This window comes from Domibacillus sp. DTU_2020_1001157_1_SI_ALB_TIR_016, from assembly GCF_032341995.1.
Lineage (GTDB): Bacteria > Bacillota > Bacilli > Bacillales > Domibacillaceae > Domibacillus > Domibacillus indicus_A.
Map to the genome: position 1 here is coordinate 762927 of NZ_CP135439.1, position 18864 is coordinate 781790.

16 protein-coding genes are annotated in these 18864 nt (G+C 46.3%); 14 read left to right on the top strand and 2 right to left on the bottom strand.

Annotated elements, in window-relative coordinates; translation table 11 throughout:
• Positions 1-14: 14 nt before the first annotated feature.
• The 5 genes from rhaB (at position 15) to RRU94_RS11645 (ending at position 4810) form a co-directional block, all read left to right on the top strand.
• The gene (gene rhaB / locus RRU94_RS11625; protein WP_315695928.1) at positions 15-1466 is read left to right on the top strand and encodes a rhamnulokinase; all 1452 of its coding nucleotides are present in this window, start codon (positions 15-17) and stop codon (positions 1464-1466) included.
• Positions 1463-2743 carry an L-rhamnose isomerase gene (gene rhaA, locus RRU94_RS11630; RefSeq protein ID WP_315694429.1) on the top strand — a complete coding sequence of 427 codons (1281 nt, stop codon included), beginning with the start codon at positions 1463-1465 and terminating at the stop codon, positions 2741-2743. The genes rhaB and rhaA overlap by 4 nt, the downstream gene beginning before the upstream one ends.
• Before the next feature lie 140 nt (positions 2744-2883).
• Positions 2884-3189 (top strand): Dabb family protein, encoded by a 306-nt coding sequence (locus tag RRU94_RS11635; RefSeq protein ID WP_285878795.1) that lies wholly within the window; start codon positions 2884-2886, stop codon positions 3187-3189.
• Between the two features lie 505 nt (positions 3190-3694).
• Positions 3695-4009 carry an L-rhamnose mutarotase gene (gene rhaM / locus RRU94_RS11640; protein ID WP_315694431.1) on the top strand — a complete coding sequence of 105 codons (315 nt, stop codon included), beginning with the start codon at positions 3695-3697 and terminating at the stop codon, positions 4007-4009.
• A 39-nt stretch (positions 4010-4048) separates the two neighbouring features.
• The gene (locus RRU94_RS11645; RefSeq protein ID WP_315694432.1) at positions 4049-4810 is read left to right on the top strand and encodes a DeoR/GlpR family DNA-binding transcription regulator; all 762 of its coding nucleotides are present in this window, start codon (positions 4049-4051) and stop codon (positions 4808-4810) included.
• A gap of 43 nt (positions 4811-4853) precedes the next feature.
• Here RRU94_RS11645 and RRU94_RS11650 read toward each other — a convergent pair whose 3' ends face one another.
• Complete coding sequence (locus RRU94_RS11650) at positions 4854-5543, bottom strand: TerC family protein (RefSeq protein WP_315694434.1); 690 nt, start codon at positions 5541-5543, stop codon at positions 4854-4856.
• 445 nt (positions 5544-5988) lie between these two features.
• On the opposite strand from RRU94_RS11650, the gene RRU94_RS11655 reads away from it, so the two are divergent.
• The gene (locus RRU94_RS11655) at positions 5989-6822 is read left to right on the top strand and encodes a VOC family protein (protein ID WP_315694435.1); all 834 of its coding nucleotides are present in this window, start codon (positions 5989-5991) and stop codon (positions 6820-6822) included.
• Positions 6823-6961: 139 nt separating this feature from the next.
• Here RRU94_RS11655 and RRU94_RS11660 read toward each other — a convergent pair whose 3' ends face one another.
• A complete protein-coding gene (locus RRU94_RS11660) occupies positions 6962-7738 on the bottom strand; it encodes a 3-ketoacyl-ACP reductase (RefSeq protein ID WP_309088416.1) in 777 nt (258 codons plus the stop codon).
• Between the two features lie 107 nt (positions 7739-7845).
• Between RRU94_RS11660 and RRU94_RS11665 the strand changes: the two genes are divergently transcribed.
• The 8 genes from RRU94_RS11665 (at position 7846) to RRU94_RS11700 (ending at position 18610) form a co-directional block, all read left to right on the top strand.
• A complete protein-coding gene (locus RRU94_RS11665) occupies positions 7846-8328 on the top strand; it encodes an HXXEE domain-containing protein (protein WP_315694436.1) in 483 nt (160 codons plus the stop codon).
• 160 nt (positions 8329-8488) lie between these two features.
• Positions 8489-8947, top strand: a complete 459-nt coding sequence (locus RRU94_RS11670) for a small multi-drug export protein (RefSeq protein ID WP_315694438.1) — start codon at positions 8489-8491, stop codon at positions 8945-8947.
• A 6-nt stretch (positions 8948-8953) separates the two neighbouring features.
• The gene (gene nfsA, locus RRU94_RS11675; RefSeq protein WP_315694439.1) at positions 8954-9682 is read left to right on the top strand and encodes an oxygen-insensitive NADPH nitroreductase; all 729 of its coding nucleotides are present in this window, start codon (positions 8954-8956) and stop codon (positions 9680-9682) included.
• Positions 9679-10899 (top strand): hypothetical protein, encoded by a 1221-nt coding sequence (locus tag RRU94_RS11680; RefSeq protein WP_315694440.1) that lies wholly within the window; start codon positions 9679-9681, stop codon positions 10897-10899. Before nfsA ends, RRU94_RS11680 begins: the two co-directional genes overlap by 4 nt.
• Positions 10900-11181: 282 nt before the next feature.
• Positions 11182-15492, top strand: coding sequence for a rhamnogalacturonan lyase family protein (locus RRU94_RS11685; RefSeq protein WP_315694441.1), 4311 nt, complete (start codon positions 11182-11184; stop codon positions 15490-15492).
• A 135-nt stretch (positions 15493-15627) separates the two neighbouring features.
• Complete coding sequence (locus RRU94_RS11690) at positions 15628-16281, top strand: MtnX-like HAD-IB family phosphatase (protein ID WP_315694442.1); 654 nt, start codon at positions 15628-15630, stop codon at positions 16279-16281.
• Complete coding sequence (locus RRU94_RS11695) at positions 16278-17330, top strand: iron-containing alcohol dehydrogenase family protein (RefSeq protein WP_315694444.1); 1053 nt, start codon at positions 16278-16280, stop codon at positions 17328-17330. The genes RRU94_RS11690 and RRU94_RS11695 overlap by 4 nt, the downstream gene beginning before the upstream one ends.
• Before the next feature lie 80 nt (positions 17331-17410).
• Entirely contained in the window at positions 17411-18610 is a 1200-nt protein-coding gene (locus RRU94_RS11700) for an MFS transporter (protein ID WP_315694445.1), read from the top strand.
• Positions 18611-18864: the final 254 nt, after the last annotated feature.

Sequence of the window (18864 nt, forward strand, 5' to 3'; positions counted from 1 at the left end):
AAGGAGTGATGGAAATGGCGCATATTGCAGTAGATATCGGCGCTTCAAGCGGCCGGCTTGTAGCGGGCGAAATAAAAGACGGCAAGCTTGTAATGAACGAAATTCACCGTTTTGCCAATGGATTTCGGGAAGTAGATGGTACATGTTATTGGGACATTGATCATTTACTCAATGAAATCATTAAAGGACTGGCTGAAGCGAAAAAACGTGGCTACCATTCTGTCACCATAGGAATTGATACGTGGGCGGTTGACTATGTATTGGTTGATGAAAATGGTAACCGCTTGCAAGAAGTCGTTGCCTATCGGGACAGCCGGACTGAGCAGACGATAAGCAAAATCAGCCGGCATATAAACAAAAAGAGAATTTACGAAAAAACAGGCATTCAATTTTTACCGTTTAATACGCTCTATCAATTGTATGAAGAAAAACAAGAGCTCATCAAGCGCGCAAAACATATTTTGCTTGTGCCTGATTATCTGGGATACTGCCTGACAGGACGTGCAGTTACGGAAGTGACCAATGCATCGACTATGCAGATGCTGAATGTAAAAACGCGTGATTTTGATGAAGAACTGCTGGCATTACTGTCCATTGAACGCCGCCAATTTCCGCCGTTCGCGGAACCGGGGGAGGAGCTTGGACCCCTTGTAAAGGAACGTTTTCCAGGAGCAGATCTCCCGGATTGCCGCGTAATAGTGGCTGCGTCACATGACACCGCTTCCGCCATTGCCGGTACACCGGGAGAAGGCGAAAACTGGGCGTACTTAAGCAGCGGCACCTGGTCTCTGCTGGGGATTGAGTCGGCTGAGCCGGTGATCAGTGAGCTGTCTCTTGAAGATAATTATACGAATGAGTGGGGCGTTTTCGGCACATACCGCTTGTTAAAAAATATTATGGGCATGTGGATTATGCAGGAAGTGCGCCGGCATCTCCCGGTTGATTACACGTTTGCCGAGTTTGTAGATGAAGCGAGAAACATGAAGCATTTCCGACAGTTTGTCGACTTAAACGACGACCGTTTTTTAAACCCGGTTAACATGGTTGAAGAAATCAAATCGTACTGTCGTGAAACCAATCAGCCTGTCCCGGAAACAGCCGGTGAGCTGGCCGCCTGTGTGTATGACAACCTGGCTATTATTTATGCCATTGCGATTCGAGATCTCGAAGAAATGACCGGCCAGCGGATTGACAGACTGCACATTGTCGGCGGCGGAGCGAACAACGAACTGCTTAACCAGCTTACTGCAAATGTAAGCGGGAGAACGGTTTATGCGGGCCCTTCGGAAGCAACAGCGGTTGGCAATTTAATGATGCAGATGATTGCTTCAAAAGAACTTGGCAGCCTGCAAGAAGGAAGGGAACTTATTCGAGCTTCATTTCCGCTCCAGATATTTTCACCGCAGGAGCAGGCAGCAACACGAATAGAACAGTTTAATCAACATCGAAAGGGTGAAAAGGTATGAGCGTAAAAGAACAATACGAAGCAGCGAAACAGGCGTATGCCAAGTGGGGGATCGATGTAGATACAGCACTTGAAACATTAAAAAAAGTGCCTATTTCGATTCATTGCTGGCAGGGTGATGATATTGGTGGATTTGAAGTGAACAAAAGTGAATTATCGGGCGGCATTGATGTTACGGGGAACTACCCGGGCAAGGCAACCACGCCAGAAGAGCTGCGGGCAGATTTAGAAAAAGCATTGTCACTTATTCCGGGTACGCACCGGGTAAATCTGCATGCTTTATATGCGGAAACGAACGGAGAGGCAGTGGACCGTGACCAATTAAAGCCGGAGCATTTCGATAACTGGGTTCACTGGGCAAAACAGCATGGCCTTGGTCTTGATTTTAATCCGACGCTGTTTTCACACGAAAAAGCAGCAGCCGGCTTGACACTTTCGCATCCGGACGAAGAAATCCGAAAGTTTTGGATTGATCACTGCATCGCATCTCGCAAAATCGGTGAGCATTTTGGCCGTGAGCTTGGAACTCCCTGCTTAACGAATGTTTGGATTCCAGATGGATACAAGGACATTCCAAGTGACCGTCTGACGCCCCGCAAAAGATTAAAAGAGTCATTGGATCAAATTTTTGCTGAAGATATCGATGAACAGTACCACCTGGATGCCGTGGAAAGCAAAGTATTCGGAATCGGCTCTGAGTCTTATGTGGTGGGATCTCATGAATTTTATCTTGGTTATGCGCTGAAAAACAACAAATTATGCTTGCTTGATACGGGGCATTATCATCCGACTGAAACAGTTTCGAACAAAATTTCGTCCATGCTGCTTTATGCAGATAAGTTGGCACTGCATGTATCGCGACCCGTTCGCTGGGATAGTGACCATGTTGTCATTTTAGATGACGAGCTTCGGGAAATTGCGCTTGAAATTGTCCGTAACGATGCGCTCGATAAAGTGATTATCGGCCTTGATTTCTTTGATGCAAGCATTAACCGTGTAGCAGCGTGGACGATTGGTACACGCAATATGATTAAAGCACTGCTATATGCGCTTCTCGTGCCGAACGAGCACTTAAAGCAGCTGCAGGAGGAAGGAAACTTCACCGAACGCCTTGCTTTGATGGAAGAGTTTAAAACGTATCCGTTCGGCGCCGTCTGGGATTACTACTGTGAGCAGATGAACGTGCCGGTGAAAGAGAGCTGGCTGAATGAGATAAAGCAATACGAAAAAACGGTTTTGTCGAAACGGTCACAAAAAGAGCAGGAAGTAAGCAAATAAAACAGAAAAACCAAGAAAAAGTTCTTTTGTGAAAGGCCGCCCCCAGAGATCTTCCACCGGGCGGCTTTTTCTTTTGCATATCCGCTGGAAAAATGGGGAATAAAACGAGTGAACGGAAAAAAGGAAGGTGTGTAGCAAACATGTACGAACACTTGGTGTCTTTTAAATTTAAAGAAGAAGTAACAACGGAAAAGCAGCAGGAGCTGGCACTGCAGCTGCTGAAGTTTCAAGGAGAAATCCCGGGTATTATGAAGGTAACAGCCGGCATTAACGCAACAGATGAAGTAGAACAGGCACAAGGGTACACATTAGGCCTGCATGTTACATTTAAAGATAAACAGTCTTTAGAAGAGTACCAAACACACCCGCTGCATGAAAAATTTCTATCCGAAATTGAAGGATTAACCGATAATGTCATCGTAGTGGATTATGAAGTTGCCTGGTAAAAAGCAGCGGTTGTAAATAAACAAAAAGGAAAACTGGTACTTACAACAAGTACCAGTTTCAAACTGTAGACAGATTATATGGTAGTCAATCTTTGCTTATGGATCTTCAACACCACTTAGTGAAGACTGCCGGACGAAGACTCCTGCGGGAAGTACAGTGAGTCGGGAGACCCCACAGGCGCAGCCGAGGAGGCTCCCACACTGCCCGTGGAACGCGCAGTCCGGCAGGCTTCACTTATCGGCTCTTTTTTAAAGCGAGAGACTTCGTCTACACACAGAAACTGGTACTTACAACAAGTACCGGTTTTTTTATGGAAAAGATTAGCTGTGCTAATCTGTGAAACAAATGGCATGTCTTGAAAAATGAATAGGCATATGCAGACAGGTGAGGTTGAACATAAAAGAAACTGGATTTTGTAAACGTCCGGTTTTTTTGTTTTGAAAGGGTATTCAAAAATAAACAAAAATGAGTTATGATAAAACAAAAAGAAACGGAGTGCAGGCAATGATTCGAAAAGCGACTGTGATGACTGTGTATAAAGACCAATACGAGGAATACAAAAAGCGTCATGATGAGCTTTGGCCCGAGCTGGCAGAGGCACTGCGGGCCCATGGAGCGCGCAACTATTCAATTTTTTTAGAGGAAGCGACGGGCAAGCTGTTTGCCTATGTGGAAATTGAGAGTGACGAAAAATGGGCTCAAATGGCAGAGACAGATATTTGTCAGAGATGGTGGGCGTTTATGGAGCCGATAATGGAAACGAATCCGGATAACAGTCCAGTGGCAGTGGAGCTGAAAGACGTTTTTTATTTAGCATGATAAAATAAACAAAAACAAACAAAGGTCAGGTGCAAAAGGATGCTGGTAGCAGAGAGACATCAAAAAATTGTAGAGCTGGTGAATGAACGGTCAAGTATCCGCGTATCAGAGCTGAGCGATATTTTCTCCGTCACGGAAGAAACGATTCGCCGCGATCTTGAAAAGCTTGAAAAGGAAGGCAAACTGCAGCGAAGTCATGGCGGTGCGGTCAGCATGCAGGATGAAGAATCAGAAGTGCATTTTTCCGAGCGTGTTATTACGAATGTACAGGAAAAAAAAGTAATCGCACATGAAGCAGCCAAACGGGTGCAGGAAGGGGATCGCATTATTTTAGATGCAAGCACGACGGCCTGGTATATGGCGAAGGCGCTGCCGAATATGACACTGACAGTTATTACGAATTCGATAAAAGTAGTGATGGAACTAAGTAAAAAAGAACGGATCAACGTGATTTCAACCGGCGGTATTCTTTTGCCAAAGTCATTATCGTTTGTTGGGCCGCTGGCGGAACGTTCTCTTGATTTATACCATGTGAACAAAACCTTTTTGTCCTGCAAAGCTATTCATCTTGATGCAGGTCTGAGTGATTCCAATGAGCAGCAGGCTCTTTTAAAAAAGAAAATGATGGAGCAGTCAGATGAAGTGTTTTTAATGGTTGATTCAAGCAAATTCGGCAAGCGTGCTTTTTCATCGATCGGGCCGCCAAGTGGTCTTTATGAAGTGATTACAGACAGAGGAGTGGATGAAGCCGTAAAAAGGGGATTGGACGAACGGCAGATCCATGTTGCCATTGTGGAATAAAAAACAGCCTGCTTTCGTAGAGAAAGCAGGCTGTTTGAATGTATTAAAGAGCATTTTCATCCAGGCGTGTATCGTTTTTTTCTTTGGCCATTTTGCGCTGTTTCAACGCACCAGCCAGTAAAATACCCGCTACGACGACAATCTCAAAGCCGTATTTGATAAATGGGTTGGCAAAGTATCCGTTCATAAATGGTTCGCCAACAATCATTTTCGATGCTGTCCAGCCAAGAATAGCTGCCCCAATCATAATGATAACCGGGTAACGCTCAATCATTCTCAAAATCAACGTACTGCCCCACATAACAACTGGAATCGACACAAGCAAGCCGATGACCACAAGCCACATGTTTCCGTGAGAAGCGCCCGCAACAGCTAAAACGTTATCGAGACCCATCAAAGCATCTGCAATAATAATCGTTTTAACAGCTCCCCATAGGGAGTCAGCTGCATTGACTTCATGTTCTTCTTCTTCCACAAGCAGTTTATACGCGATCCATACAAGTAGGATGCCGCCAATCAAGTGCAAGCCCGGGATTTCAAGCAGGTACACGACAAGCAATGTGGCGATTGCACGAATCACAATGGCCCCGATCGCTCCCCAAAGGATTACTTTCTTTTGTTGTTCTTTTGGAAGCTTGCGTGCAGCAAGACCGATCAAGATGGCGTTGTCGCCAGCGAGCACAAGGTCAATCATAATAATAGCAAATAATGCGGTTATAAATTCTGTTTCCATTTGCCCATCTCCTTTTTATTTTTAATCAAAATAAAAGAGACCTCTGCCATAGGTATATGGCAAAGGTCTCGCTAAACACTAAATCAATAGGTCAATAAAGCCGGAGGAATGAATTCCACGTAATGACGACTTTATTTCAGTTTCCTGACGCTACTCCCCTTTACGGATGAAGGCGATATTCAGTTCATAATGCTTGTGGGTTTATTGTAACAGGTGGAGCGCTAAAAGAAAAGATGCTTTAAGATTCATTTTTTTATTGACAGCCATTATTTTTCGTAAAGGCTGATAATGATCCCCTGTTTGTTTATACTATATTCACTTTTCTACAAAAAGAGAGCTCTCTTGAAGGGTCATCGGGATGCTTGACTTTCACTTTTGATCATTTGTATAATGTGTTACGTAAAGTAACTAAAATTAAAAAGGTAACAAAAGAGGAGAATAGACCATGAATCATTTTCATGAAAAGCCGCATACGTTTGTTGGAGAAGTGAGTATCCGTGTAACAGATTTGAATAGATCGATTGCATTTTATACGCAAATAATTGGCTTAAAAGTGTTGTCGCAGTCTGAGCAGCAGGCTGTATTAACAGCGAATGGACAAACAGCGCTGGTAACACTGGAGCAGCCAGAAGGTGTCACACCGAAAGCAGGACGTACGTCGGGCTTGTATCATTTTGCGATTCTGCTGCCGGAGCGAAAAGATTTGGCTCAATTTTTACGCCACCTGCTGCAAACGGGCTACCGTTTTGGCGCGGCCGACCATTACGTGAGCGAAGCGATTTACCTGGACGATCCTGATGGCAACGGCATTGAAGTGTACCGCGACCGCCCGGCGTCAGAATGGACGTGGAACGATGGACTGGTTGATATGGCTACTGTCCAGCTCGACGGGGACAGTATTCTTGCGGAAAGTGAAGAAGCATTTACGGGCCTTCCTGCTGGAACAATCATGGGGCACATTCATCTGCATGTTTCGAATATTCCGGATGCGGAACGTTTTTACACGAAAGGACTTGGGTTTGAGATTGTCAGCCATTATCCGCAAGCGATTTTTACCTCAACCGGCCGATATCATCACCACATTGCGTTAAATACATGGCAGGGGGTTGGTGCGCCGCGTCCAGTCGAAAACAGTGCAGGGCTCAATTGGTATACAATTGTGTTTCCGAATGAGGAAGCAAGAGAAGAAGCGGTGGCACGTCTTCAAAATATAGGTGCTAACGTCGATCAGTATGTAACAGAAGACCCGGCAGGAAACCGGATTCGTCTTCTCGTTTAAAAAGCAGCCGGCCTGCTCCATTTTTATGCAGCAGCCTTTCAAAGAGAGACGAAAAGCATTTTAAAAACAGAGAAGCTGATGAAAACAGTCGCTTCACATATAAAAAACGCGCCGGCAGTTCCGGCGCGTTTACTTATTTTTATGGATTAGTTGACCAAAGTCCCGCTGATTTGATAAACGTGCGGCTGTTTAATTTCAGCTGTGCCACGACGAACTCCGCAATATCTTCCGGCTGCATCACTTTGTCAGGATTGCCGTCCGTTAAGTTATTTTCAACTGCAAGGTCCGTTGCTACTGTACTTGGTGTCAGAGCTGTGACCCGAATATTGTGCTTCCGTACTTCAAGCGCAAGAGATTCCGTTAAGCCAAGCACGCCAAATTTAGATGCGCTGTAGGCGCTTGTGACTGGTGCTCCTTTTTGGCCTGCAGTCGAAGAAATGTTAATAATATCGCCTGATTTTTGTTCGATTAAATCCGGTAGTACAGCGCGTGTTACATTGTACACACCCATCAGGTTGACATCGATAATTTTTTTCCATTCGTCTGGATCAAGGTCCATAAAACCGCCAAATTTTGCGATGCCGGCATTGTTGATGAGAATGTCTACTCCGCCAAGCTCTGCTTTCACTTTTTCAACAGCTGCTGTTACTTCTTCTAGATTTGAAACATCCGCCGCTGCGAACGCTGTTTTAATTTCTACCTTAGACGGCATCAGTACGGGACGGCCGCACATATCACGTGTTGACACTTCCGGGTTTAACCCGAGGTCCTCCGCTACTGCTTGTACATGTTCTTCTGTCCGTCCAATCAAGCCAATATGAACACCTTCCGCCGCAAGCGCTTCCGCAATCGCACGCCCGATGCCGCGGCCTCCGCCTGTAATAATAGCTTTTTTTCCTTGTAATGATTGTGCCACAGTTCATTCCTCCTTCAATAAATCTCTTCGCTTTATCTTATCAGCCTGCCGCTAAGCGGACAATGGATTTGCTTTCTATGGTTTAATAAATTGAAGGGGGGAATATTGTGACGCCAATCAAACAGCAGGCTGGATGGCACTTGTGTAAATGGGGACTGCCTGTTCTTTTTCTTGTACATAACATAGAGGAATCCTTTGGAATGATATCTTTTTTACACGACCGGTTTAGGGTAGAAGCGGTCACACAGCACCAATTCACAGCAGCTGTCGCTATCCTGACAATCCTCGTTTTCTTTCTTGTTTTAACCTTTGGAAAGTCAAAAGCCTTTCTGCTGTTCCTTTATGGAACCATTTTTTTTAACGCCGTCCAGCATATCGTGCTGTTTGCTGTGTTCAGGGCATATAATCCGGGTGTGCTCTCCGCTTGTGTGATTCTTGTCCTCTTTCTGCTTTTTTTCCGGCAGGTACGGCCATTTCTGGAAAGAAAACTCATACGTTTCATTCTGCTCGGCAGCCTGCTTACTTATCCGATTGCCACATGGGCAGCTCTATGGATAGGCGGCTTTATGTCACGAATCAGCTCTTATTAGCTTTCAAAACGATGGCAAGCAGCAGGGGCCGGCTTCCTGCCGGATTACTGAAGACTAAAATATTTTACAAACGAAGAACAGAAAGCTCCGGGTACTCTTTAGTTGCAGGGAGGACAGCCCTTCGTTAAAGTAAGAATAACAAGAAGATGGAGGCAGATGAATGCAGCTCATTGAGTATGCGCTTGTTTTTATCGCAGCTGCGATCCCCTGGATGGAGATTGCGCTTGTGATCCCAGTCGGAATTGTGCGCGGCCTGTCGCCTTTTTGGGTCATGCTGCTGGCGTTCACAGGCAATATGGTAACAGTGCTTCTCTTGATTGCCGCTTTTTCAAAAGTAGAAGTCTGGCTGGAAAAACGGCTGGAGCGAACGGGCCTTAAGGGAACAAAACAAGCAGACCGTGCGCGCCAAATCATGAATCGATACGGGTTTCCGACGCTCGCATTGCTCGGTCCCTTGTTTATCGGTACGCATATTGCGGTATTCATCGGGCTGTCATTCGGGGCAAGCAGGGGATGGACAACTTTGTGGATAACAGTCAGTATCGCTCTTTGGACGCTTATTATTGGCATTGCCACAGTGCTTGGCTTTGACTTTTTTCTTCAACAAACGAAAGGATGATCATTTATGCTAGAGTTCTTGAAATCACATGTTTCCGTTCGAAAATACACAGATGAACCTGTTACAGATGAGCAGCTTCATGACTTGATCGAAGCAGCTCAGGGCGCGGCTTCATCGCACTTTGTTCAGGCATACTCCATTGTTGATGTAACAGATGCGGACAAACGGGACAAGCTTGCCGATCTGTCAAAAAACCCGGTTCAAATCAAAGGCGCGGCACGCGCGCTTGTATTTTGTGCGGACTTGAAGCGGCTTGATTATGCAGCCAAAAAGCACGGAAAAACGGTCGAAGCGGGCACAGCCGAAAACTTTATGGTGGCGGTGATTGATACAGCTCTTTTCGCTCAAAACTTCGTTGTTGCGGCTGAATCAAAAGGCTATGGGATTTGCTATATTGGCGGTGTCCGCAATAATCCCGGGCCGATCAGTGAGCTGTTAAACCTGCCTGAGCATGTGATTCCGTTATTCGGCTTAACATTTGGCGTTCCGGCTGAACGCAATGAAGTAAAACCGCGTCTGCCGGTGCAAGCTGTTTTGCATACGAATAAATACGATGAAGCAAAATACGAAGCGATTTTAGATGAGTACGATGATGTGATCCGCACGTATTACGCCAGCCGCTCTACCAATAATAAGTCAGCCGGCTGGACCGAGGGTATGGCCGATTATTTATCGCAGCCGCGCCGTGCGTATATGCTTGATTTTGTTCAGAGGAAGGGGTTCTTAAAAAAGTGAAACATGCGCAATTGGCCCAATGGGTCGACATGGTCAGGTCAAAGTTTGGCCTTGAGGACTATACATGCCTGGAGACGTTTGCCACTTATGAAAAAAACGAGTGGAACGAAACCAGCTATCGTTTTACGAGTGAATGGCTTCCTCCGGGACATTCCGAGCGTAAAGAAGACGAAACAAATCCAGAAGGCACAGCTGTTATAGAGCTTGACGCGAAAACAGGACGGCTGACCAATGTTGTGTTTGTGGGCGGACGGACGCCCGAGCATGGCTTTTCGTTTTTAAGCGGGGACAGGGAAGAAGTAATCCGGTTTATTGAACAGGAAACCGGCTGGATCTATGGAAGCCAGTTTATAGATACAAGAGCGGAGACAGATTCCTTTACATTTGACCTTGCATACAAAGGCGTGCCCGTTACGCCGGGCGGCTCGGTTACAGTGGAAATGGATGAACAAAAAAAACTGACCCTGTTTTCTGCTTACGGACTTGTGCCAGATGAAGCGGAAGAAGCAGAGTTCCAGCTTGATGCTGACGCGCTTGAGTCCTTGGCAAAAGAGCGGCTCGTATTTGTGGAATACCCGCTTATGAAAGAAGAAAAATGGCTGCCGCTGTTTATGATAGATGATGTGTTTGTCGATAATAAAACAGGAAAAGCGGTTTTAAAGAAGCAGGACATCCTAACATGGAAAAGCGCAAAAAACCAGCGGGTAAAGCGAAAGCTTTTGCAGCTGGGGCCTGCAGAGATCGATGAAGAAGAACTTTTTCAGTTTCCGCCTCATCCCGATACAAAGCCGTTAACGAAAAAAACGCAGGCAAAAGTACGCGAAGCAGCTACTGCTTTTTTGCAGACGTATGTTCCAAAAGAAAGCGGTGAATGGGCGCTGTCGGACATAAGCCGGACGAATGGCATGGTCAAAGCCAGGCTGGTGAACACAAAAGACATTACCGTCATTCCAAGAATGTACGATGTATTTATTGATTCTGATTCATATAAAGTTGTTCATTATGTAGATAAAAGCAGCTGGATGACGGATGCATGTGCTGAATTCCAAAAAGCCGCCAAACCAGTGCTTTCAAAAAATGAAGCATTTGATAAAATCAAGCCGCATATCACGGTCACACCAATGTATGTGTATGATGGTGAAAAGTACCGGCTGAATGGCAAGCTCGATTCACATGCAGCTGTTCACGCAGCCACCGGAGAAGTATTGTTTTTGTAAAAAAAGCAAAGCTCTTTTTTCAAAAGAGTTTTGCTTTTTTTTATGTCTCTTATTTTCAATGTTAAATCCTTGTTTAAAAAACAGATCATTCCATTTTCCTGCTGTTTGTAAAAAAAATCTAAAAGTACTTCTTTAAGTCATAGGTCTATATTTTTATTCTTAAAAAAAGGAGCATGAATATCTGCTTTTTAAACAATCACAACTGTTTTTTGGCTATTCAAATGGCGTTTACGAGATTACGATGATCAATGTAAGTGCTTACATAAATAAAGGAGGGATAAGATGGCCAAGAAGCACAAGAGAGCAGCAGCGGCTGTTATGGGAACGATGCTTGCTGTTTCCAGTGTTCCGCCGCTTGCTGTTATCCAGGCGGAAGAGAGGGATACAGTAAAAGAATTTGACTTTGGCACAGCAGACAGTCCAGTGAAAGAAGGAGCCGTGCAGGTAACGGACGGAAGCCTGTATGATGGTAGCACCGGCTTTGGTTTTACAGACGCCGAGTCTTTATCTTCTGTAGAACGAACAGGAGAGGATCCGGTTCAATCAGATTTCGTCCGGCCTGGCGCCTCCAAATTTCAAGTTGATTTACCCAATGGTGATTACGCTGTGACCGTTACTTCAGGGGACGCATTGGAACAAACAGAAACCGGCGTGATGGCCGAAAGCATTCAAAAAGTACAGAATACGGTTGCGGCACCCGGTGAGTTTACGGAACGCACCTTTGAAATCGCACTTGTGGACGGCCAGCTGACGCTTCAGTGGACGGGAACAGCGCCTGTGATCAATGGACTGTCGATCAAAAAACTTCCGGAACGGACAGCGGGAGAAGAGCCGACGGTTTACATGGCCGGTGATTCCACCGTGCAGACATACGACGAATACTGGCATCCGGAAGCCGGCTGGGGCCAGATGATTCCACGCTATTTTAATGAAGACATTGCTTTTTCCAATCAGTCGATCGGCGGCCGAAGCTCCAAAACATTTATTACGGAAGGCCGGCTTGATAACATTTTGCGAGCCATCCGTCCAAACGATTACTTCCTCATTCAATTCGGACATAACGATGCGACCATCAGCCGCCCGGAGCGTTACGCATCTGTACCTGATTACAAAAATTACCTCAAGACCTACATCAATGGAGCACGCCAGCGCGGAGCCGAGCCGATTTTAGTCACACCGGTCGGACGCCGTGATTTTCAAGAAGCAACCGGACAATTTAATATCAGCTTCCCTGAATACGTACAGGGTATGAAAGAAGTCGCAGAAGAAATGAATGTTGAACTCGTTGATTTAAGCGCCCGGAGCGTAGAATATTTCAATGAGATCGGCCCTGAAGGCACGCTTGCTGTTTTCCTGCATACAGATCCCGGTGTATACCCTGCTTTCCCAAATGGATCACAGGATAATACACACTTCCAGGAATACGGGGCGATTCAAATGGCGCGGCTCGTTGCCGGTGAAGTAGAAAAAAGCAGCAGCAGTTTAAAAGAATTCGTCACATCTGTTGAGCCGCCGGCTGCCGTACCATCTGTGCCGAAAAACGTCAAAGCCGGCAATATCAGCAATGCCGGAGCGCTTTTAACGTGGGATGAAACAGAAAACACCGATATTTATAAAGTGTATCGGAAAGAATCAACGGCGGATTCCTATTCGCTGATCGGGACAAGCACACTGCCGCGCCTGACGATTTCCGGCATGGAAGAAGGGAAATCATACAATCTTTATGTCACGGCGGTCAATGCGAAAGGCGAATCCGAGCCGTCTCAAACGATTACGGTACAGACAAAGCAAGCTGCTTACAAGTATGACTTCGGCCTAGCCGGCACACCGGTAGCAGAAGGATACAACGAGGTAAATCTATCGACCATTTATTCAAAAGAAAAAGGGTTTGGCATTATCGATCCTGCAGGTATGATAGGACGTGACCGCGGTGCAGCCGGAGATGATATTGTCCGGGACTGGGTTGGTTATTTTAACAACAAGTGGGAATTCGCAGCGGATGTGCCAAACGGATCTTATTCAGCGAAAGTGTATGTCGGTGATTTAAGCGGAACAGCCCGTACAGATGTAGCGGTAGAAGGTGTGAGCTATGGAACCGTTTCTGCACCGAAAAACAACTATACAACCAAAATCATTCCGGAGATTTCGATCAAAGACGGGCAGATGAACTTTGCGTTCAGCGGCGCGACAGGGATTGTAAATGGTATTGAGCTTACCCCAATTTTAACCGCACCAGCCCAGCCGCAGGCAGGTGACATTTCTCTTGATCCAGCTGCTCCATCCGTCTCACTAAAATGGCTGGAAGCGGGCGGTGCGAAAGAGTACAACGTGTACCGGACAATGGCCGGCACAGATAAAACAGAAAAAGTGGGCACTGTGCCAACGACAGAATTCACAGATAAAACCGCCCATGTTGGATACAAGTACACGTATGCTGTCACAACAGTAGATGAAAGCGGACAGGAAACCGCTCCATCCGAATCAGTGGAAGTATCATTGATTGACCCGAACATACCGGCACCCCAAAAACCAGCCGGTTTGAACGTAACCGATATCGAGAAAAATAAAGTGACATTCACGTGGGATGCTGTAGACGGCGCTTCCTCTTATTCGGTTTACCGTTCAGAGTCAGCAGATGGTAAATTTGAATTTGCTGGTGTTACAACGTCTGCTTCTTTTACAGACAGCAATGTGCTGACAACCATTCCGTATTATTATAAAGCAGCAGCTGTAAACGCAGGCGGTGCTTCAGCAGAATCCGATGTACTCCAAACCGAAGCTGTAACTGTTTTAAAGCGGCAGGCAGAGTCCTTGAAACGGTCTCCTGTGGCAGTGGAAACAGATGAAGGTGTGTTTGTGAGCTGGCGGATACTGGGCACAGATCCGAAGAACATTTCATTTCATGTTTTCCGCAATGGAAAAAAAGTAAACAAGCAGCCGGTTTCCGGTGCGGCAAACCTGGTTGATCCAGATGGAAAAGCAGGTGACACATACGAAATCCGTCCGATTGTCTCCGGAAAAGAAAAAGGCTATGAAACTGTTACGGTAATAGAGAAAAACTATTTGGATATTCCGCTTGATAAACCAGAGCCGGGTATGACACCGCTTGGTGATCCATACCAATATCGGGCGAACGACACAAGCATTGGCGATGTGGACGGCGACGGGGAATATGAATATATTGTAAAATGGGATCCGAGCAATTCAAAGGATAATTCCCAGGCAGGCTACACAGGCAATGTATACATTGATGCGTACAAGCACGATGGAACTAAATTATGGCGCATTGATCTCGGTAAAAACATCCGCGCTGGCGCCCATTATACACAAATGATTGTGTACGATTTTGACGGCGACGGAAAAGCGGAGGTCGCCATGAAAACAGCGGACGGTACGGTTGATGGGCAGGGAAATGTGATCGGACGTGCCGATGCAGACCACCGCAATTCGAGCGGTTATGTTTTACAGGGTGATGAATTTTTAACCGTTTTTGAAGGCGCAACGGGCAAAGTTTTAACGACCATTGCATACACACCGGCTCGGGGGGATGTGGCTTCATGGGGCGATTCATATGGCAACAGGGTAGACCGTTTTCTTGCTGGAGTCGCCTACTTGGACGGAGAAACCCCGAGCTTAATTATGGCGCGCGGATATTATACACGCACCGTTGTATCCGCCTACCAGTTTAAAAACGGTACATTAACGAAGCAATGGACGTTTGATACAAACGAAGGCAAGCAGGATTATACAGGACAAGGCTACCATGCGCTTAGTGTCGCAGACATTGATGGCGATGCCAAAGACGAAATTGTATACGGACAGATGGTTATTGATGACAACGGCAAAGGGCTTTATACGACAGGTCTTGGCCACGGCGACGCGCTTCATGTAAGTGATCTTGTACCGTCAAATCCAGGTCTGGAAGTATTTGCGACCCAGGAAATTAAAACAGGCCCGTACGGCTACGATATGCGTGACGCGAAAACGGGACGTATTTTATGGGGTGTGAAAACCGGACAGGACACAGGCCGGGGAGTTGCAGCAGATATTGACCCGCGCCACGCCGGAGCTGAGGCATGGGCCGTTTCAGGCGCCTGGAACAGCCGTGCAGGCGGGCTTCATACATCAACGGGAGAAAAGATTTCTGATTCGATTCCATCCGCAAACTTTGCGATCTGGTGGGATGGCGATCTGCTGCGGGAACTTGCAGATCATACGTATAAGGAATCAGCCGCAGCCGGCATCGGTACGATCGACAAATGGGATTACGAGCAAAATAAACTTGTGAATCTACTAACGGCAGAAGGAACATTCTCAAACAATACGACAAAAGGTAATCCGGCCATTCAAGCAGACTTGTTTGGCGACTGGCGTGAAGAAATTGCCTGGCGGACAGAAGACAGCTCTGCTCTTCGTATTTACACGACAACGGATTTAACGGAGCACAAGCTGTACACATTAATGCATGACCTGCAGTATCGTCAAGCGGTTGCCTGGCAGAATGTCGGCTACAATCAGCCGACTCACCCATCTTTCTTCTTAGGAGAGGGAATGGACGGCCAGCCGGAAGCCCGTATTGAACCAACAAAATAAGGAAGGTGAGCGGCTTAGTGCCGCTTTTCCTTCAGAAGTTATTTGTGAATATTTTCACAAAATTGTGACATCGCTCGTTTTTGGACAATGACTTTTATATAATGACGTTATAACAGACCATCAGGAGGGAAAAGAATGACAAAGTGGGCATTTGTTTCTGATTTTGACGGCACGATTTCAAAACGTGATTTTTACTGGCTTGTAATTGATGCGTATTTTCCGGAAGGACGCGATCTATACCCGAAATGGAAAAGCGGCGAGTGGAAAGATGTTGATTTTTTGGCGAAAGTGTTTGGGTCCATTCATCAAAGCGAGGAACAGATTGCAAAAGACATTTTGTCTATTCCTATTGATGAAGATGTACCGGAGTTTGTCCGATCCGTGCAGGCGGCTGGCGGCGATTTTTTCATTTTAAGCGCCGGCACCGATTACTATATTAAACCAATTGTAGAAAGCCGTGGGCTTGAAAACGTAACTGTGCTTTCCAATAAAGGCGTGTACCGCGAGCAAAATATTCACCTTGATATTGATCCGGAGCACTGGAGTTATTCAGAACGGTACGGGATTGATAAAGCGATTGTGATTCAGCGATTGAAGGAAGAATATGATGTCGTTTATTTTGCTGGAGACAGTGAGCCAGATTCTCATCCAGCTGTTTTTGCGGACCGGACGTATGCGAAAGAAGCACTTCCGGCTATATTAGACGAAAAAGGGGTCCCTTATGTCCACTTTGAACGCTTTAATGATATTAAAGCAGATTTAATTAAAGAAGGAAGGCTGCCCGAATGAATCGTGCAGTGACGAACATTTCGATCCCAGCGATGATGGAAATTGGCGTGCAGGTGCTGGATTCTGTAGGCGAGCGGTTACGCCAGTATGGATTTCAGCGTGTGACCATTATGTGGGATGGCTTTGTGGAAGCCTCATACGGACCCCGGCTTCTTTCCGCTTTACATGGCTGTTCAGTTGGGACGGTTCTTTTGGACGGAACGAGTGACATTCATGATATTACGGAGAGGGCGTTTCAATTAACGGCAAGCGATGTTGTCATTGGCATGGGCGGCGGTGCGGTGATCGACATGGCAAAGTACACCGCCTTCTTGCGGAAGCTGCCCGTTATCAGCATTCCTACAGCCGCTTCAAACGACGGATTCGCAAGCAGCGGCTGTTCTTTAATGGTTAATGGAAAAAAAACGAGCGTACCAGCTAAAATTCCATTTGGCATTGTAGCAGAACTGACTATTTTGGAGCAGGCACCGGCCCCGTTTATTCTGGCGGGAATTGGCGATCTGCTGTCGAATATTACAGCCTTATACGACTGGCAGTTTGAAGCAGAACAAGGGGCAGCAGAAGTAAATGCTTTTGCGGAAATGCTCAGTAAAAAAGCGGTTAACAGCTTCATCCGCACGCCTATGGCAGACATTCATGCCCCTATTCTACTGAAAGAGCTGATCAGCTCGATGACGATGAGCGGGATTGCCACTGAAATCAGCGGCTCAAGCGCTCCCATCAGCGGTTCAGAGCACTTGATTTCACACGCGCTTGACCAATGGGCAGAAAAGCCGCAAATGCACGGCATTCAAGTCGGTGTCGCTGCTTACATTATGTCGCTTGTGCAGGAGCATCGGTACGAGAGAATGCACAAGGTATTTTCGCGTACAGGCTTTTTTGATTATGTAAAAACCATTGGAATGAAGCGGTCTGAATTTCTGATGGCTATTGACCGGGCACCTGGAATAAAGCCGAGCCGCCGCACGTACTTGCATGAAGAAGTATACAGAGAAAAAGCGAAGCAAATAGTTGAGCAGAATTCGACATTGAAAGAGATTTTGCATTAAGGGAAAAACGGTTGTTTTTTCGACAAAGATTCTCTATAGTGATGAAGTAATAACATCTGTAAAGACAGGAGAAGGGATCAATGGCAGAAAAAACAATTTCTCAGAAAAAACTGCTTGGCGTTGCCGGGCTCGGCTGGATGTTTGATGCGATGGACGTCGGCATGCTGTCGTTTATTATCGCGGCGCTGAAAGTAGAGTGGGATTTAACGCCGCAACAAATGGGCTGGATCGGCAGCGTAAACTCTATTGGTATGGCAGTGGGTGCGCTCGTATTTGGCATTTATGCCGACCGGATCGGCCGAAAAAATATTTTCATTATTACATTGTTGATGTTTTCACTGGCAAGCGGATTATCCGCCCTGACAACGACGCTTACTGTTTTCTTATTGTTACGCTTTTTCGTTGGAATGGGCTTGGGCGGCGAGCTGCCGGTCGCTTCTACACTTGTATCAGAAAGCGTTCCGGCGAAGGATCGCGGCCGTGTGGTTGTGCTGCTTGAAAGCTTTTGGGCATTGGGCTGGCTGCTGGCTGCTGTCATCTCGTACTTTGTTATTCCATCCTATGGATGGCAGACGGCTCTCGTTATTGGGGCACTGCCGGCGCTTTACGCGCTGTACTTAAGGTTAAAGCTGCCAGATTCGCCGGCGTTTTCCCCGTCTAAAGTTGAAAAACGGACGATTGGGCAAAATATTCGCGATGTATGGTCGAAAAAGCATGCACGGTCTACACTCGTACTATGGGTCGTATGGTTTACGGTCGTGTTTTCTTATTACGGCATGTTTTTATGGCTGCCGAGTGTAATGGTGATAAAAGGTTTTGATTTAATTCAAAGCTTCGGATATGTCCTTGTTATGACTCTGGCACAGCTGCCTGGCTACTTTACGGCTGCCTGGCTGATTGAACGGGCGGGCCGGAAGTTTGTTTTAGTTGTTTATCTGCTTGGCACAGCTGCTTCTGCTCTTGTATTTGGAAATGCTGAATCAACTGCAGTATTGATTGCCTCAGGAATGCTTCTCTCATTCTTTAACCTGGGGGCGTGGGGAGCACTATATGCATACACGCCAGAACAGTACCCAGCTGTTATCCGTGGTACCGGATCCGGCATGGCGGCTTCTGTTGGGCGAATTGGCGGTATTTTAGGTCCGCTTTTAGTTGGCTCGCTTGTTGCGTCCGGCCAGTCGATCGGCTTTGTGTTTGGCTTATTTTGCGTAAGTATTGTTATCGGCGTACTTGTGCTGGCTCTGCTTGGGCGTGAAACAAAACAAACGGAACTCGAATGAATGTCTTTTATGTTTCACTCGTTCATCAAACCGTAATGTAACTTAACTCCATTGTCACACGTGTGTAACTGTCCGGCGCTATACTAACCTCATGAGATTACGTGAGAGGGGCGTATAGCAGAAATGAGCTTTTTTCTTATCATGTTTGTAGCATTTATTGTTGCGATTGCCATCGCCAGCGGCGGGCTTCATTTGCTGTTTAAACAGCTAAATCAATATTTAGATCAAAACAAACGTTAATATAAAAAAACCGC

Bases quoted from the DNA above. Each gene is read 5' to 3' on its own strand.
- rhaB (WP_315695928.1), top strand. From the start codon at position 15: ATGGCGCATATTGCAGTAGATATCGGCGCTTCAAGCGGCCGGCTTGTA.
- rhaA (WP_315694429.1), top strand. From the start codon at position 1,463: ATGAGCGTAAAAGAACAATACGAAGCAGCGAAACAGGCGTATGCCAAG.
- RRU94_RS11635 (WP_285878795.1), top strand. From the start codon at position 2,884: ATGTACGAACACTTGGTGTCTTTTAAATTTAAAGAAGAAGTAACAACG.
- rhaM (WP_315694431.1), top strand. From the start codon at position 3,695: ATGATTCGAAAAGCGACTGTGATGACTGTGTATAAAGACCAATACGAG.
- RRU94_RS11645 (WP_315694432.1), top strand. From the start codon at position 4,049: ATGCTGGTAGCAGAGAGACATCAAAAAATTGTAGAGCTGGTGAATGAA.
- RRU94_RS11650 (WP_315694434.1), bottom strand. From the start codon at position 5,543: ATGGAAACAGAATTTATAACCGCATTATTTGCTATTATTATGATTGAC.
- RRU94_RS11655 (WP_315694435.1), top strand. From the start codon at position 5,989: ATGAATCATTTTCATGAAAAGCCGCATACGTTTGTTGGAGAAGTGAGT.
- RRU94_RS11670 (WP_315694438.1), top strand. From the start codon at position 8,489: ATGCAGCTCATTGAGTATGCGCTTGTTTTTATCGCAGCTGCGATCCCC.
- nfsA (WP_315694439.1), top strand. From the start codon at position 8,954: ATGCTAGAGTTCTTGAAATCACATGTTTCCGTTCGAAAATACACAGAT.
- RRU94_RS11685 (WP_315694441.1), top strand. From the start codon at position 11,182: ATGGCCAAGAAGCACAAGAGAGCAGCAGCGGCTGTTATGGGAACGATG.
- RRU94_RS11690 (WP_315694442.1), top strand. From the start codon at position 15,628: ATGACAAAGTGGGCATTTGTTTCTGATTTTGACGGCACGATTTCAAAA.
- RRU94_RS11695 (WP_315694444.1), top strand. From the start codon at position 16,278: ATGAATCGTGCAGTGACGAACATTTCGATCCCAGCGATGATGGAAATT.
- RRU94_RS11700 (WP_315694445.1), top strand. From the start codon at position 17,411: ATGGCAGAAAAAACAATTTCTCAGAAAAAACTGCTTGGCGTTGCCGGG.